Annotated in this window: 19 protein-coding genes; 13 read left to right on the top strand and 6 right to left on the bottom strand. The window is 38.0% G+C overall.

Annotated elements, in window-relative coordinates:
- Positions 1-102 precede the first annotated feature (102 nt).
- The 13 genes from ACFWDE_RS02820 (at position 103) to ACFWDE_RS02760 (ending at position 11,189) form a co-directional block, all read left to right on the top strand.
- Complete coding sequence (locus ACFWDE_RS02820; protein WP_002089574.1) at positions 103-483, top strand: phage holin family protein; 381 nt, start codon at positions 103-105, stop codon at positions 481-483.
- Between the two features lie 156 nt (positions 484-639).
- Positions 640-1,569, top strand: coding sequence for an HPr(Ser) kinase/phosphatase (gene hprK / locus ACFWDE_RS02815; RefSeq protein WP_219920833.1), 930 nt, complete (start codon positions 640-642; stop codon positions 1,567-1,569).
- 24 nt (positions 1,570-1,593) lie between these two features.
- Complete coding sequence (lgt, locus tag ACFWDE_RS02810; protein ID WP_002144893.1) at positions 1,594-2,406, top strand: prolipoprotein diacylglyceryl transferase; 813 nt, start codon at positions 1,594-1,596, stop codon at positions 2,404-2,406.
- A gap of 66 nt (positions 2,407-2,472) precedes the next feature.
- Positions 2,473-3,120, top strand: coding sequence for a pyrophosphatase PpaX (gene ppaX / locus ACFWDE_RS02805; RefSeq protein ID WP_002089567.1), 648 nt, complete (start codon positions 2,473-2,475; stop codon positions 3,118-3,120).
- Positions 3,121-3,173: 53 nt separating this feature from the next.
- Positions 3,174-3,680: an acyltransferase gene (locus tag ACFWDE_RS02800; protein WP_002139159.1), complete on the top strand. Its 507-nt coding sequence runs from the start codon at positions 3,174-3,176 to the stop codon at positions 3,678-3,680.
- A gap of 145 nt (positions 3,681-3,825) precedes the next feature.
- Positions 3,826-5,337, top strand: a complete 1,512-nt coding sequence (locus tag ACFWDE_RS02795) for a tetratricopeptide repeat protein (RefSeq protein WP_002144897.1) — start codon at positions 3,826-3,828, stop codon at positions 5,335-5,337.
- A gap of 84 nt (positions 5,338-5,421) precedes the next feature.
- Positions 5,422-6,378, top strand: a complete 957-nt coding sequence (trxB, locus tag ACFWDE_RS02790) for a thioredoxin-disulfide reductase (protein ID WP_002089563.1) — start codon at positions 5,422-5,424, stop codon at positions 6,376-6,378.
- A 160-nt stretch (positions 6,379-6,538) separates the two neighbouring features.
- A complete protein-coding gene (locus ACFWDE_RS02785; protein ID WP_002144898.1) occupies positions 6,539-7,345 on the top strand; it encodes a DUF368 domain-containing protein in 807 nt (268 codons plus the stop codon).
- 215 nt (positions 7,346-7,560) lie between these two features.
- A complete protein-coding gene (locus ACFWDE_RS02780; RefSeq protein WP_001190080.1) occupies positions 7,561-8,019 on the top strand; it encodes an NUDIX hydrolase in 459 nt (152 codons plus the stop codon).
- Positions 8,020-8,039: 20 nt separating this feature from the next.
- Positions 8,040-8,921 carry an RNase adapter RapZ gene (gene rapZ, locus ACFWDE_RS02775; RefSeq protein ID WP_002016084.1) on the top strand — a complete coding sequence of 294 codons (882 nt, stop codon included), beginning with the start codon at positions 8,040-8,042 and terminating at the stop codon, positions 8,919-8,921.
- 3 nt (positions 8,922-8,924) lie between these two features.
- Positions 8,925-9,878 carry a gluconeogenesis factor YvcK family protein gene (locus ACFWDE_RS02770; RefSeq protein WP_002144901.1) on the top strand — a complete coding sequence of 318 codons (954 nt, stop codon included), beginning with the start codon at positions 8,925-8,927 and terminating at the stop codon, positions 9,876-9,878.
- Positions 9,879-9,966: 88 nt separating this feature from the next.
- On the top strand, positions 9,967-10,917 hold the full coding sequence (whiA, locus tag ACFWDE_RS02765) for a DNA-binding protein WhiA (RefSeq protein WP_377889861.1): 951 nt from the start codon (positions 9,967-9,969) through the stop codon (positions 10,915-10,917).
- Positions 10,918-10,940: 23 nt separating this feature from the next.
- Entirely contained in the window at positions 10,941-11,189 is a 249-nt protein-coding gene (locus ACFWDE_RS02760) for an HPr family phosphocarrier protein (RefSeq protein ID WP_002144903.1), read from the top strand.
- Positions 11,190-11,644: 455 nt separating this feature from the next.
- On the opposite strand, the gene clpP is transcribed toward ACFWDE_RS02760, so the two are convergent.
- From clpP to spoVAC, 6 genes are all read right to left on the bottom strand, one after another.
- Positions 11,645-12,226: an ATP-dependent Clp endopeptidase proteolytic subunit ClpP gene (clpP, locus tag ACFWDE_RS02755; RefSeq protein WP_001049156.1), complete on the bottom strand. Its 582-nt coding sequence runs from the start codon at positions 12,224-12,226 to the stop codon at positions 11,645-11,647.
- A 239-nt stretch (positions 12,227-12,465) separates the two neighbouring features.
- Positions 12,466-13,335 (bottom strand): DUF421 domain-containing protein, encoded by an 870-nt coding sequence (locus ACFWDE_RS02750; RefSeq protein ID WP_002144904.1) that lies wholly within the window; start codon positions 13,333-13,335, stop codon positions 12,466-12,468.
- Between the two features lie 20 nt (positions 13,336-13,355).
- A complete protein-coding gene (locus tag ACFWDE_RS02745) occupies positions 13,356-13,562 on the bottom strand; it encodes a DUF1657 domain-containing protein (protein ID WP_000215909.1) in 207 nt (68 codons plus the stop codon).
- Positions 13,563-13,573: 11 nt separating this feature from the next.
- The gene (gene spoVAE, locus ACFWDE_RS02740) at positions 13,574-13,924 is read right to left on the bottom strand and encodes a stage V sporulation protein AE (protein ID WP_000575919.1); all 351 of its coding nucleotides are present in this window, start codon (positions 13,922-13,924) and stop codon (positions 13,574-13,576) included.
- Complete coding sequence (gene spoVAD / locus ACFWDE_RS02735; RefSeq protein WP_377889857.1) at positions 13,921-14,937, bottom strand: stage V sporulation protein AD; 1,017 nt, start codon at positions 14,935-14,937, stop codon at positions 13,921-13,923. The genes spoVAE and spoVAD overlap by 4 nt, the downstream gene beginning before the upstream one ends.
- Entirely contained in the window at positions 14,938-15,414 is a 477-nt protein-coding gene (spoVAC, locus tag ACFWDE_RS02730; RefSeq protein ID WP_002034730.1) for a stage V sporulation protein AC, read from the bottom strand.
- Positions 15,415-15,432: the final 18 nt, after the last annotated feature.

The raw sequence follows: 15,432 nt of genomic DNA, 5'->3' as shown, positions 1-15,432 counted from the left end.
CGTAAAGAATAGAATAAGTTGGTATAAGTATTTGTATGATACTTGCGTTTATTATCTATTAGCGTATGATGAAATATATATGTTAAAAGGATGTGTAACGAAATGAGATGGATTGTATCACTTCTTGTAAATAGCGTTGTGTTAATTGCTGTGTCCGGACTTTTAAAAGGGGTTGCACCAGACGCATTTTACATAGCAAATATACAAACTGCAATTATTGCGAGTATTATATTGGCGATTTTAAACGTATTTGTAAAGCCGCTTTTAATTTTAATTACGCTACCAATTACTCTTGTAACTTTCGGTTTCTTCTTAATTGTTATTAATGCGATTACGTTAAAGATGACGGATTCATTATTAGGGGACGCCTTTAATATATCTGGATTTGGTGTAGCGATTGTTGCGGCAATTTGTATTTCGATTTTTAATATGATAATTGAAAAAGTAATTGTTGAACCATTACATGAAAAAAAGAGAAAATGACAAAAAGAAAAACATTTCATGATTCATATGAAATGTTTTTTTCTATTTATTAGAAACCATGTTTCTTGTTCCCAGAAAAAAATGGTACAATATCCGATAGAATGGAATTTTACATCAAATGAGACTGAACCCGCAGCGGAGTGGAGGTTTATACATATGCCGAAAGTAAGGACAAAAGATTTAATTGAACAATTTCAATTGGAGTTAGTAAGTGGTGAAGAAGGGATCCATCGTCCGATTGATACGAGTGATTTATCACGACCTGGAATTGAAATGGCAGGATTTTTTACATATTATCCAGCTGATCGTGTGCAGCTTCTTGGAAAAACGGAGCTTACGTTCTTTGATACGTTAACGACAGAGCAAAAGCAAGAGAGAATGAAAGCGCTTTGTACTGAAGAGACGCCTTGTATTATTGTAACTCGTAATCAAGATGTACCGGATGAGTTATTACAAGCATCACGTAAATCAGGCGTGCCTTTATTACGTTCTGCTCAAACGACGACGAGATTATCAAGTCGTTTAACAAACTACTTAGAAGGTAAGTTAGCGCCAACAACAGCTGTTCATGGTGTGTTAGTAGATATTTATGGCGTTGGTGTTTTAATTACAGGTCAAAGTGGTGTCGGGAAAAGTGAGACAGCACTTGAACTTGTAAAGCGTGGTCACCGCCTTGTTGCGGATGATAGCGTAGAAATTCGTCAAGAAGATGAAGACACATTAGTAGGAAGCTCACCTGATTTAATTGAGCATTTATTAGAAATTCGTGGTCTAGGTATCATTAACGTAATGACGTTATTCGGTGCAGGGGCAGTACGAAATTATAAACGTATTACGCTTGTTATTAATCTTGAAATTTGGGATCAAAAGAAAAATTATGATCGCTTAGGTCTTGATGAAGAGAAGATGAAGATTATTGATACAGAACTTACGAAGATTACACTTCCAGTTCGTCCTGGTCGAAACTTGGCTGTTATTATTGAAGTAGCAGCGATGAACTTCAGATTAAAACGTATGGGAGTCAATGCGGCACAGCAGTTCTCTGAACGATTAATGAGTGCGATTGAGTTAGGAAATCAAGAGTAGACTCTGGAGAGGGAGGTCATATATATGCTGTTAGGTTCTGTACCACAGCTTGACCGTGTAGCAGTCCAACTTGGACCGTTCCCTGTTTATTGGTATGGGGTTATTATCGGTACAGGTGTGCTATTAGGTCTTTGGCTAGCAACTCGCGAGGGAGAAAGGCTTGGTATTCACAAAGATACATTTATTGATCTTGTATTAATTGCAGTACCAATTGCGATTCTTTTTGCGAGAATGTATTATGTCATTTTTGAATGGGAATATTATTCGCAAAATCCGAGTCAAATTATTAATATTCGTCAAGGTGGTTTGGCGATTCATGGTGGTTTAATCGGGGCTGTTATTACAGGAATCCTTTTTGCGAAACGACGCGGGCTTTCATTCTGGAAGTTAGCGGATATTGCTGCGCCGAGTATTTTATTAGGACAAGCAATTGGCCGATGGGGAAACTTTATGAACCAAGAGGCGCATGGTGATGAAGTAACGAGACAGTTTTTAGAAGGTCTTCATTTACCAGATTTCATTATTAATCAAATGTACATTGATGGTGTGTATTATCACCCAACGTTTTTATATGAATCATTATGGAACTTTGCAGGTGTTATTTTACTACTCGCGTTACGAAAAGTGAATTTACGCCGTGGTGAATTATTCTTCACATATTTAATTTGGTATTCAGTGGGACGCTTCTTCGTAGAAGGTTTGCGTACAGATAGTTTAATGTTAGGACCACTTCGTATTGCACAAGTAATGTCTATTGGAATTGTTGTTATTTCTATCATTTTCATTATTGTGAGACGAAAAATGGGGCAAGCTGATAAAAGATATTTAGAAAATTAGAGAAAAGTAGCATCTTATATAAGATGCTGCTTCTTTCATATTCAGGTAATGAAAGGATTAAGGACGATGAAAATAAATACAGTGTTATTTGATTTAGATGGAACGTTAATTAATACAAATGAACTTATTATCTCTTCTTTTTTACATACGTTAAATCACTATTATTCTAATCAGTATAAGCGTGAAGATGTATTGCCATTTATCGGTCCATCTTTGCATGACACTTTTAGTAAGATTGATGCAAGCAAGGTTGAAGAGATGATTACATGTTATCGCCAATTTAATCATGAGCATCATGATGAATTAGTGGAAGAATATGAAACTGTATATGAAACGGTTCAAGAATTGAAGAAGCAAGGTTATAAAATCGGCATCGTTACAACGAAAGCGAGACAGACGGTTGAAATGGGATTAAAGCTTTCAAAACTTGATCAGTTTTTTGATGTTGTCGTGACGATTGATGATGTGGAACATGTGAAACCACATCCAGAACCACTTCAAAAAGCATTGAAATTATTAGATGCAAAGCCAGAAGAAACATTGATGGTTGGTGATAATCATCATGATATCGTCGGTGGACAAAATGCAGGTACGAAAACAGTAGCGGTTTCATGGACATTGAAAGGTAGAGCATATTTAGAAGCGTATAAACCAGATTATGTGCTAGATAAAATGAGTGATTTACTACCGATTTTGTCCCGTATTAACGGGTAGTAAGATTTCTGCTGGTTAAAGTGTCACTTTATATAAGTAGAGGAGAGAGTTCAGTGCGACGGACAACGCGCTATCCTGTTTCAGGAGAAAATTCATTGTGGAATGTGTATAAAACAGTTTCTTTTTGGAAGGTAATGAAAAACTTTATTATCATCCAAATCGCACGTTACACGCCATTTTTATCCGTGAAGAATTGGTTATATCGCACGTTTTTACGGATGGAAGTAGGAAAGAAAACGTCGTTTGCACTTATGGTAATGCCAGATATTATGTTTCCAGAAAAGATTACTGTGGGAGACAATTCAATTATCGGCTATAATACAACGCTTTTAGCACATGAATATTTAATTCGTGAGTATCGACTCGGAGAAATCGTCATAGGGAATGAAGTTATGATTGGAGCGAATACGACAATTTTACCTGGTGTGACAATTGGAGATGGTGCTATCGTTTCTGCAGGCACACTTGTCCATAAAGATGTACCAGGCGGCGCTTTCGTAGGCGGAAATCCGATGCGTATTATTTATACGAAAGAGGAAATGGCCACTAGAGAAGGTTGATGTTAAAAATGTAACATTTCTCTTCTCTTTTTATGAATAAAAAGGAAATAATTGATTATAATATACTGTTTTGTTTTTTACGGAATCGTTTATACTTATAGATAGAAGAACGTGTGAACGAAGAAAACAAAAAACTGGAGGATATATGGGGAAAAATCAAAGAATATATAAGGAGAACGGACAAGTTATCTCTTTTAATCAGTTAGCGGACTTCTTTTATAAAAAAGGGATGAGGGCTTATAAAGGGCAAAAATTGCAAGATGCAATTAAATATTTTCGAAGAGCGTCACAAAGCGAGAAGGAGCCGTTTATTTTATGCCAACTAGCAATAGCATTATCTGAATCTGGTGAATATCAAGAGTCGAATCAGATATTTCTAAAGCTTGTTAGATCCAATCCGGAACTTGAGCAATGCTATTATTTTATTTCAAATAATTATGCATATATGGGCTTGTTTCAACAGGCGAAGAAGTATGCAGAGCGATATTTAGAAGTTGCGGAAGAGAAAGAATTCGTAGAAGATACATTAGAATTGCTTGAGATTATGGAAGAAGAAGCAATGGGTGCGGAAGAGATTGAGGATGAAGATGAGCTAATTGTTATGCAAGAAGAAGCGAACCGATACATTCGTAACGGACAATTAGAAGAGGCGATTGCTACACTAGAAGTTGTTACGAAAGAATATCCAGAATTTTGGTCGGGCCATAATAATTTAGCGATTGCACATTTTCAATCAGGTAATGTAGATCAAGCGCTTAAGTTAACAGAAATGATTTTAGAGAAAAGTCCTGGTAATATGCATGCGCTTTGTAATACGCTTATTTTTCTATATTCAATTGGAGAGCATAAGCAAGTAGAGTCATTAGCAGGGCAGTTAGTTTCGGTATATCCAATTTCATTTGAGCATCGTTTGAAACTTGGAACAACGCTTGCAACAATTGGTCATTTTGAACCTGCATATAAATGGTTCAAAGTATTAAAGCGTCAAGGGTACGAAGGAGACGTTAGTTTTTATTACTGGTTTGCATACTCTGCGTATATGGTGAAGGAACAGCAAGTAGCTGAAAAAATGTGGCAACATGTTGTAGAATTGCATCCTGATAAAAAAGGAAAAGAACCGTGGAATGCACTGAATTTAGCAGATGAAGGACAAAATCTTTTATTTGAAGAGTTACGAAAATCATTTCAGCAAAGTACGACGCTAGAAGAGAAAATGCTAGCTTTATATTTAATGAATGAATTGTCAACACCAGAGAAGATTGGATTCTTCTTTGATGTAACGCAAGCGAAAAATGGTGTTCCAATCGTATCGCAACTTGCAAAATATTTCTTTTTACTTAATAGTCATAAAAGCATCCCAGCTGATTTACAGCAATTTGAACAGTGCGTACGAATCGCGGATGCATTATACAATTATACGAAAAAAGACGATGAATTAATCGAAGAGTGTTTAAATTTTTGGTTTTGTACGTTCATACGTTTATATACATCTGGAGCGACTTTTACAAATGTGTACGGTTGGTCAGCGGCAATTGAATACATTGTGCGCGGCGAACAAAGAAATAAGATGACACAGGCAGAGCTTGGTGATGTATATAATGTATCTGTAGCGACTGTACGAAAGTATGTGCAGGCTGTTAAGCGCACGCACACGTAGGATAGGCAAATCATTGGGAAAAAAATGATGCTAACAGTATAATGAGGGTAACTTAATGTGTATGAATGAATGGGAGTGAATAGTGTGTCAGAAGAAAAAATTTATGATGTCATTATTATTGGTGCAGGACCAGCTGGTATGACAGCTGCGGTATATACATCTCGTGCGAATTTAAGCACACTGATGCTTGAGCGTGGTATTCCAGGTGGACAAATGGCAAATACAGAAGATGTAGAGAACTATCCAGGTTATGAGTCTATTTTAGGACCAGACTTATCAAATAAAATGTTTGAGCATGCGAAGAAATTTGGTGCTGAATATGCATACGGTGATGTGAAAGCAATCATCGATGGTAAAGAGTACAAAACAATTATTGCTGGTAAAAAAGAATATAAAGCACGTGCAATTATCGTTGCAAGCGGTGCAGAGTATAAAAAAATTGGTGTGCCAGGTGAAACAGAACTTGGCGGCCGCGGTGTATCGTATTGTGCAGTATGTGATGGTGCATTCTTTAAAGGGAAAGAACTTGTTGTTATTGGCGGCGGAGATTCTGCTGTTGAAGAGGGTGTGTTCTTAACACGCTTCGCATCAAAAGTAACAATCGTTCACCGTCGTGACACGCTTCGTGCACAGAAAATTTTACAAGATCGTGCTTTCCAAAATGAGAAAGTAGATTTCATTTGGAATCACACTATAAAAGAAATTAACGACGCAAATGGTAAAGTAGGAAGCGTAACACTTGTAGATGTAAACAGCGGAGAAGAACAAGAAGTTAAAACTGACGGCGTTTTCATATACATCGGTATGTTACCACTATCAAAACCGTTTGTTGAGCTAGGTATTACAAATGAAAATGGTTATGTTGAAACGAACGAGCGTATGGAAACGAAAGTTCCTGGTATTTTCGCAGCTGGTGATGTTCGTGAAAAAATGCTTCGTCAAATTGTAACTGCAACAGGTGATGGTAGTATTGCAGCGCAGAGTGCACAGCATTATATAGAAGAGTTAGTAGAAGAATTAAAAACTGTAACAGAAAAATAAGGGGTAATATACCTTTTGAGAAGAAAGCTACCGATAGGAGCTTTCTTTTTTTGTGAAAATGTCAAAGTTTTGTCAAAAACAATTAGGATTATAAGCTTTCTTATTGATATACTGGATTTTACGGAAAAAATCACTATAAGAAATGAGGAATTTATTCAGTATGGAATGGCGTAATATATATCGTGGATTTTGTATGGGCGTTAGTGATTTAATTCCTGGTGTGAGCGGCGGAACAATCGCTGTTGTGTTAGGGATTTATGAACAATTGCTCGCAGCAATTAGCGGATTCTTTAGTCGCGAATGGAAAAAACATTTAGCGTTTTTAATCCCACTTGCAGCTGGTGTAGCGGCAGCTTTTCTAACGTTAAGTCACGTTATTAAATATTTATTAGCAAATCATTACGAACCGACTCAATTTTTCTTCCTCGGTTTAATTATTAGTATATTACCGATGTTAATGAGAGAAGCTGATGCAAAGGCAACGTTTAAAGGCAGCCATATCGTCCTGTTAATAATTGCAGCAATTCTTGTTGCAATAACAGCATTCTTTAAACCAGATAAGGCAGCTGATCCGATTACGACGTTGACAATTTTAAATGCAATTGGTTTATTTTTCGCAGGATGGATGGCTAGTATGGCTATGCTTCTTCCTGGAATTAGTGGATCGTTTATTTTATTAATTATTGGTGTGTATCCAACAGCAATTAACGCTTTAACTACACTCAATTTACCGTTAATCCTGGTTATCGGTGCCGGCGTGATGGCCGGATTTGTTGTAAGTAGTAAAGGAATTAGTTATTTGTTAGATCGTTATAAAAGTATGACATTTGCGGCAATTATTGGGCTCGTTATCGGGTCGATTGTCATTGTGTTCCCTGGCATTCCGACCGGTGGCATTTCAATTGTAAGTTCAATTATTACTTTTATTTTAGGATTTGCGGTTGTTACTTATTTCGGTAAGAAATAAGTGTTTTAATCCCCTTAACGATAAAAATCGTTAAGGGGATTTTTATGTACTGTTCATGGGAAGTAAGGTATTTTGATTGCTTGTTATAGAAAGATTTTTTACAATTGCTTAGCGAAAGGGGACTGGCACCTTCGTTGTAGCAAACTGTTTTTGATAGTATAATGAAATGAGTATGCAGTGAGAAATTTTGCTGCAAGTAGCTGAGGTGAAGAAACATGCAAAGAGTGACAAACTGTGTGTTAATTAGAGATAATGAAGTACTCTTACTCCAAAAACCTCGCCGGAATTGGTGGGTTGCACCGGGCGGGAAAATGGAACGTGGTGAGACGGTAAGAGATTCCGTTGTTCGCGAGTATCGTGAAGAAACAGGTATTTATTTAAAGAACCCAGCGTTAAAAGGGGTCTTCACCTTTGTCATCCAAGAAGGTGATAAAGTTGTTTCTGAATGGATGATGTTCTCCTTTTTAGCAACAGATTTTGCAGGAGAAAACAAATTAGAGAGCGAAGAAGGCATCATTGGTTGGCATACATTTGATAAAATTGATGATTTAGCAATGGCACCAGGAGATTATCACATTATTGATTATTTAATTAAAGGGAATGGTATAATCTACGGTACATTTGTATATACCCCAGATTTTGAGTTGCTTTCATATCGATTAGATCCGAGTTAAACCTTCAAGGAGAGGATACGATGACAGAGAATAATGATATAAAAATGGTAATTATTACAGGGATGTCTGGAGCTGGAAAAACGGTAGCGTTACAAAGTTTTGAAGATTTAGGATATTTTTGTGTAGATAATTTACCACCGATGTTATTGCCGAAATTTATTGAACTTATGGCAGATTCAAAAGGTAAAATGAATAAAGTAGCGCTCGGTATTGATTTACGTGGCCGAGAGTTTTTTGAATATTTATGGGGAGCACTTGATGATTTATCAGAACGTACATGGATTATTCCTCATATTTTATTTTTAGATGCGAAAGATAGCACACTTGTAACTCGTTATAAAGAAACGAGACGTTCGCATCCACTTGCGCCAACTGGCTTGCCGTTAAAGGGAATTGAAGCTGAGCGTGGTCTATTAACTGATATGAAGGCGCGAGCGAATATTGTGCTTGATACATCTGATTTGAAACCGAAAGAATTACGAGAGAAAATTGTTCACTTATTCTCAACAGAAACTGAGCAAGCATTCCGTGTAAATGTTATGTCGTTTGGATTTAAGTACGGAATTCCAATTGATGCTGATTTAGTATTTGATGTTCGTTTTTTACCAAATCCATATTATATTCCACATATGAAGCCGTTAACAGGACTAGATGAAGAAGTTTCGTCTTATGTGTTGAAATTTAATGAAACACATAAGTTTTTAGAGAAATTGACGGACCTTATCACTTTCATGCTGCCTCATTATAAAAGAGAAGGCAAGAGTCAACTTGTAATTGCAATTGGATGTACAGGTGGACAACATCGTTCTGTTACGCTTACAGAATACCTTGGGAAACATTTGAAACCAGAGTATAGCGTTCATGTATCTCATCGTGATGTGGAGAAGAGAAAGGGCCATTAAGGGATGAAAAAAGAGAGAAAACCAAAAATTGTCATCATGGGAGGCGGTACTGGACTCTCTGTTTTATTACGAGGATTAAAGCAATATCCTGTTGATATTACAGCAGTTGTTACAATCGCTGATGATGGTGGCAGTTCAGGTAGATTACGTGATGAACTAGAAATTCCACCCCCAGGTGACATTCGTAACGTACTTGTTGCGTTATCGGATGTAGAACCACTGGTGGAAGCTTTATTTCAACATCGTTTCACAACAGGAGACGGACTGAAAGGTCATGCGTTAGGAAATTTACTATTGGCAGGTATGACCTCGATTACAGGAGACTTTTACCACGCGATTACGGAAACGAGTAAAGTATTAAATGTTAGAGGACGTGTATTGCCAGCAGCGAATCAAAGTGCGGTACTTCATGCAGAACTAGAAGATGGAGAAATTGTAACAGGTGAATCAAAGATCCCTTATTTCGGGAAGAAGATTAATCGTGTCTTTTTAACTCCAGAAGATGTAGAGCCGTTATATGAAACGTTGATGGAAATTAAACGAGCTGATTTGCTTGTTTTCGGTCCAGGAAGTCTGTACACGAGTATATTACCGAATTTAGTTGTTAACAAAATTGGGGACGCTGTTCTTGCTGCAAAAGCGAAGAAGGTATATGTATGTAATGTTATGACACAAGCGGGTGAAACGATGGGCTATACTGCGTTTGACCATGTGCAGGCGTTACATGATCATTTAGGTAAACCGTTTATCGACACTGCGATTGTAAATAATCGTGATATTCCTCGTGAATTACGTAAGTTATATGAGGAAGAAATGTCGGAACCAGTTGCACTGGATACAGATCGTTTTGCTGAACATAATATCGAAATCATTCAAGAGCGATTAGCGAAATATGATGAGCGTGTTGTAAGACATGATACATTAAAGTTAGCTTCTATTTTATATTCATTGTTATAAATGTGCGTTGCCTCGCTTGAGGTAACGCTCCTCATTCATATAGGACAAGATTTTTGTTCCAAAGTAATAGTATAAGGAGGTGTTGACTGTGTCATTTGCATCAGAAACAAAGAAAGAGTTGACCAACCTTGAAATGAAGGAATGCTGTGAGAAATCAGAATTATCGGCGTTGCTTCGAATGAACGGATCGCTTTCTTTTTCAAACCGTCGCCTATCTATCGATATTCAAACGGAAAATGCAGCAATTGCAAGAAGGATTTATACGCTTTTGAAAAAAGGATATGATGTGACGGTAGAATTACTTGTTCGTAAAAAAATGCGATTGAAGAAAAATAATGTATATATAGTGCGGCTTGTTGAGAAGTCTCGCGATATATTAGTAGATCTTCATATTATTCGAGATGATTTCTCATTGATTCGAAATATATCGCAGGAATTAATCGAGAAGAAATGTTGTAAACGATCGTATTTACGCGGTGCATTTTTAGCAGGTGGTTCGGTAAATAACCCAGAAACATCATCTTATCATTTAGAAATCTTTTCGTTATATAAGGAACATAATGATTCTATATGTGAACTGATGAACGGATTTGATTTAAATAGTAAGACGTTGGAAAGAAGAAAAGGGTACATTACGTATTTGAAAGAAGCTGAGAAAATTACAGAGTTTTTAAATATTATAGGTGCTCATAATGCACTTTTAAGATTTGAAGATATTCGAATTGTTCGCGATATGCGTAATTCAGTAAATCGTTTAGTTAACTGCGAAACAGCTAATTTAAATAAAACAATTGGTGCAGCGCTAAGGCAAATTGAGAACATCCGCTATATTGATGAGACGATTGGGCTTGATATTTTGCCAGATAAATTAAGAGAAATTGCACAGTTACGAAGAGATTATCAAGATGTAACATTGAAAGAGTTAGGTGAGATGGTATCCGGGGGGAAAATTAGTAAATCGGGTATTAATCATCGTTTGCGTAAAATCGATGAAATTGCAGAGAAATTACGCGCGGGGGAAACAGTAGCAAAAAAATAAGAGGTTAAAGGGGAAATGGAGCTGTGGTTCAAAAAGTGGTTAAAGTTGCATTAAAAAACGGCTTACAAGCACGTCCGGCTGCGTTGTTTGTACAAGAGGCAAATCGCTTTCATTCTGATATTTTCATTGAGAAAGATGGAAAGACAGTTAATGCAAAGAGCATAATGGGGATTATGAGCTTAGCAATCGGAACTGGTAGCATGATTACAATCACAACAGAAGGTTCAGATGCAGAAGAGGCTTTGGAAGCATTAGCTGCATATGTACAATAAAATGGCTATCGCGCATGTGCGATAGCTTTTTTGTTTTTCTGTTTGTGGGCAGCATGGTTGGTGTGGGGTAACGAATGATAGGTGGGTATGTAGCTGGTTCACGCTTGTCGAAACGCCGATATATTTGATTGGATACTAAGTGGGGTATGCGCTGCCCTTGTACATAATAAAAAAAGCGCCCTGTTGACAGGGCGCTTCCGCTTTTAGTTATATCTAGCTCTAGCGGCTAAAATCTCCGGTCGTTTCACCCCTTCATTCGAGGCAAAAAGCGCCTCGGAATCAGGGGCTCCATCGCCCTGCGATTCTGAACGAGCCGCTTCCGCTTTAAATGTATCCAGCTCCGGCGGCAAGCTCTTCGTGTCTAAGAACCTTCCGCATAAGAAGGCAAAAAGCGCCTTTTATGCGAAAGAACCTTAGCCAGTCAGAGCTGAACGAGCCGCCTCTGCTTTTAGTTATTAACGATTTGTAAAGATCTTATCGATTAAACCGTATTCTAGAGCTCTTTCTGCTGTCATGAAGTTGTCGCGGTCTGTGTCGCGTTGTAGAACTTCAAGTGGTTGACCTGTGCGGTCAGCAAGAATTTGGTTTAATTTTTCGCGTAAGAATAGGATGCGTTTTGCAGCGATTTCGATTTCAGTCGCTTGACCTTGTGCACCACCAAGTGGTTGGTGAATCATTACTTCACTGTTAGGAAGAGCGAAACGTTTTCCTTTTTCACCTGCTGCAAGTAAGAATGCACCCATAGATGCAGCCATACCGATACAGATTGTTGATACTTGTGGTTTAATAAACTGCATTGTATCGTAAATTGCCATACCAGCTGTGATAGAACCACCAGGGCTGTTGATATAGATGTGAATATCTTTTTCTGGATCTTGAGATTCCAAGAATAAAAGCTGGGAAACGATTGAGTTTGCTACGTTGTCATCAATTGCGCTACCAAGCATAATGATGCGGTCCTTTAATAGTCGAGAGTAAATATCGTAAGCGCGTTCTCCACGATTTGTTTGTTCAATTACTGTAGGAATTAAATTCATCTGTTATTTCCTCCTTTTAAAGCTTTCTTAGTTTATAATACAATTATGGTCAATAAAGGTCAAACGAAACCACTTTAAATCAAAAAAATATGTAGTTGTATCATGATTTATTCGCTATGTTTTTAAAATTCCCTGCTTATGTATCTTCAACATCATAACCGAATTACATAAATTTAAACGTGATTAAAGGTGTGGAAAAGGCAAAAGAACGCCTTTTTACTGAAGCGTTCTTTCGGTATTTATTCTTTTAAAAGATAGGTTACTTTATTTAAAATTGTTTCGACTTGTTTCGCGTTTTTACTATACATTTCGCTAGCTGATTTCGACTTTGTTTCTAAAGAAAATAGCTCAAGATCAGCATGACATTTTTTTAAAGATGCTAATAATAAAGGTTTGTTTTGAGGAGAAGGCATTTGGAGTTTGTCATTATAAATGTCGATAGTAAGTTGTCCGTATGAGTCAACTTGACCGAGAAAGACATTTTCAATGACAACGCCGAGTTTTTCTAATTCTGAATGTAGCCAAGCTCGGTTATGCCCGCTTGATGACAAAGGTTCATCTAGTACATTTCCATCCATAATAACAGTTTGTGGTTCCTTCTCGTTTGGTACTTTTAAGCCTACGTCTTTTGCTGTAAGTGGTTGGCGATCTTTCTTTAATAATACATTTAATTCACCGCTCGGTTCTAGTACTGCAAATTCAACATCAGCTACGCTGAACGCATCTTTTCCTCGGAGTAGTTCAAGTAATTCGTCACTTGTATATTTTTCTTTCTTTAAGTTATCTTCGAGTATTTTTCCATCTTTTATTAATACGGTAGATTTCCCTTCAAAGAAGTCCCGAGCTGTTTTGTTCTTTAAGGAGAGGATTCCTGTGAAAAAAGGTACCACAGCGAAAATGAGTATCGCAAAGACGCCGTGGAAAAATTTTGAATCGAGCCCTGTAGATACTTGGGCAGCGATGTCACCGATTGTCATTCCGGCTATGTATTCAAAAAAGGAGAGCTGAGAGATTTGTCTTTTCCCTAACCATTTCGTAATAGCGAATAAAATGATTAATATGAATACAGAGCGAAGAATAACGAGTGTCCATTCGGGCAGGTGAGACATAGTCATTTCCTCCAGTCTACTTAAAACCCTTTATATTGAGGTTCTTCACGTTCTAATACTGAAATTCTATCCTTTAAATCAGCGATGACGCTGTCCATTTCTAACATACATTCATGAAATACGCGTTTTGATTCTTCGTCTTGTGAATTTAATGAAAGGGAGCTTAAACTTGCTTGAGCCCCTCTTACACTGGCAAGGCAAGTTTTTACGCTAGCGATAACAGTCATGTAAACACCTCTTATCCTTTCGGTTTAAATAGTAATGCTCCGATGAAGCCGAAAATAATTGCTGCTGATACACCTGCGCTCGTTACTTTAAACATACCAGTAATTACGCCGACGATTCCATGTTTTGCAGCTTCTTCCATCGCACCGTGAACGAGGGCATTTCCGAAACTTGTAATAGGTACAGTTGCCCCAGCTCCGGCGAAATCAATTAATGGTTCATACAAATTGAATCCGTCTAATATAGCTCCAGCAACAACGAGTGTTGCCATTGTATGAGCTGGTGTTAGCTTGCCGACATCAAACATAAGTTGTCCGATTACACATATAAGTCCACCGATTACAAAAGCCCAGAAAAAAATCATTGCGTTGCACCTCCAAATTCAATCGAAACGGCGTGGGCGATACACGGAATCGTTTCTTCTTGTTGGAATGTAAGTGGAGATAGTAAAGCGCCTGTCGCAACGACAAGTATTTTTTTGAATTCTCCTCTTTTCATTCGGTTTAATAAGTGACCGTATACGACTGTTGCAGAACATCCAGGACCACTTCCGCCAGCTATGACAGGTTGACCTTCTCTATAAATGATGATTCCGCAATCTTGGAATTGTTCGCTCTTTACTTTTGTACCGTGTTTATGTAGTAGGTCGTAAGCGATTTCGCGTCCTACATGTCCAAGGTCACCTGTTACGATTAAGTCGTAATAAGAGGCGTCGATTTGTCGTTCGCGTAAATGGGCTTCAATCGTATCGACAGCAGCTGGGGCCATCGCGCCGCCCATATTAAACGGATCTGTTAAACCCATGTCAACAACTCGCCCAATTGTGGCGGAAGTTACTCTTGGACCATTTCCTGTATCACTTAAAATTGCTGCACCTGCACCGGTTACTGTCCACTGGGCCGTAGGAGGTTTTTGACCACCATATTCAGTTGGATAACGAAATTGTTTTTCCACGGCAGCGTTATGGCTTGAAGCTCCGGTTAATAAATATTTTGCGCCTTTTGCATTTACGATACTTGCACCGAGTGCTAAACCTTCCATAGAAGTAGAGCAAGCACCAAATAATCCGAGATAAGGAGTGCCAAGTGTACGGCAAGCAAAGCTTGTAGGAGTAATTTGATTAATTAAATCTCCGGCGAGTACGAATTGAATATCATCTTTCCTAAGTCTGGCTTTTTCTGTAGCGCGGCTACAAGCCTCTTCAAACAAAATTTTATGTGCTTTTTCATAGGAATCTTGTCCGAGCCATAAATCTTCATGCAGGGTATCAAAGTCTTCAGGGATCTTTCCATTTGCCTCAAATGGGCCGCCGACTACACCTGTTGAAATGATAACTGGTTTGTTTTCGAATACCCATGTTCGGTGTCCTTGTAACATTTACAGCCCTCCCCATTGAAAGAGAATCGTTTTAATAAGAGCGATGACGAAAGCTGAAAATACGCCAAATAAGATGACCGATCCTGCTAGTTTAAACATGTTACCCCCAACGCCGAGAACGAATCCTTCTGTACGATGTTCAATACATGCAGCAATAACGGAGTTACCAAATCCAGTAACAGGTACTGCGGTACCAGCACCAGCAAATTGCCCAAGACGATCGTAGACGCCAAATCCAGTCAGTAGCATGGAGATAAAAATAAGAGTTGCAACGGTAGGATTCCCGGCAGAGCGTTCAGTGAAATCAAAATAGGTAATGTAAAAAGTGGAAATCAGTTGGCCTATTAGACAAATTAATCCCCCGACGAAAAAAGCTTTAATACAATTTTTTAAGACGGGACGCTTCGGTTCGCGCTGTTGTTCGAATTTTTTATATTCTTGTTGTACAGGTGTTAAGTTTTTATCTTTACTAGACATTTGAATCCTTCCTTCTCT

Source organism: Bacillus sp. NPDC060175 (assembly GCF_042728695.1).
Classification (GTDB): domain Bacteria; phylum Bacillota; class Bacilli; order Bacillales; family Bacillaceae_G; genus Bacillus_A.
This window is presented reverse-complemented; position numbering and strand designations above follow the sequence as displayed.

What these genes read in the sequence shown, in the direction of transcription:
- ACFWDE_RS02820 (WP_002089574.1), top strand. Translation starts at nt 103, where the DNA reads ATGAGATGGATTGTATCACTTCTTGTAAATAGCGTTGTGTTAATTGCT.
- hprK (WP_219920833.1), top strand. Translation starts at nt 640, where the DNA reads ATGCCGAAAGTAAGGACAAAAGATTTAATTGAACAATTTCAATTGGAG.
- lgt (WP_002144893.1), top strand. Translation starts at nt 1,594, where the DNA reads ATGCTGTTAGGTTCTGTACCACAGCTTGACCGTGTAGCAGTCCAACTT.
- ppaX (WP_002089567.1), top strand. Translation starts at nt 2,473, where the DNA reads ATGAAAATAAATACAGTGTTATTTGATTTAGATGGAACGTTAATTAAT.
- ACFWDE_RS02795 (WP_002144897.1), top strand. Translation starts at nt 3,826, where the DNA reads ATGGGGAAAAATCAAAGAATATATAAGGAGAACGGACAAGTTATCTCT.
- ACFWDE_RS02785 (WP_002144898.1), top strand. Translation starts at nt 6,539, where the DNA reads ATGGAATGGCGTAATATATATCGTGGATTTTGTATGGGCGTTAGTGAT.
- ACFWDE_RS02780 (WP_001190080.1), top strand. Translation starts at nt 7,561, where the DNA reads ATGCAAAGAGTGACAAACTGTGTGTTAATTAGAGATAATGAAGTACTC.
- rapZ (WP_002016084.1), top strand. Translation starts at nt 8,040, where the DNA reads ATGACAGAGAATAATGATATAAAAATGGTAATTATTACAGGGATGTCT.
- ACFWDE_RS02770 (WP_002144901.1), top strand. Translation starts at nt 8,925, where the DNA reads ATGAAAAAAGAGAGAAAACCAAAAATTGTCATCATGGGAGGCGGTACT.
- clpP (WP_001049156.1), bottom strand. Translation starts at nt 12,226, where the DNA reads ATGAATTTAATTCCTACAGTAATTGAACAAACAAATCGTGGAGAACGC.
- ACFWDE_RS02750 (WP_002144904.1), bottom strand. Translation starts at nt 13,335, where the DNA reads ATGTCTCACCTGCCCGAATGGACACTCGTTATTCTTCGCTCTGTATTC.
- ACFWDE_RS02745 (WP_000215909.1), bottom strand. Translation starts at nt 13,562, where the DNA reads ATGACTGTTATCGCTAGCGTAAAAACTTGCCTTGCCAGTGTAAGAGGG.
- spoVAE (WP_000575919.1), bottom strand. Translation starts at nt 13,924, where the DNA reads ATGATTTTTTTCTGGGCTTTTGTAATCGGTGGACTTATATGTGTAATC.
- spoVAD (WP_377889857.1), bottom strand. Translation starts at nt 14,937, where the DNA reads ATGTTACAAGGACACCGAACATGGGTATTCGAAAACAAACCAGTTATC.
- spoVAC (WP_002034730.1), bottom strand. Translation starts at nt 15,414, where the DNA reads ATGTCTAGTAAAGATAAAAACTTAACACCTGTACAACAAGAATATAAA.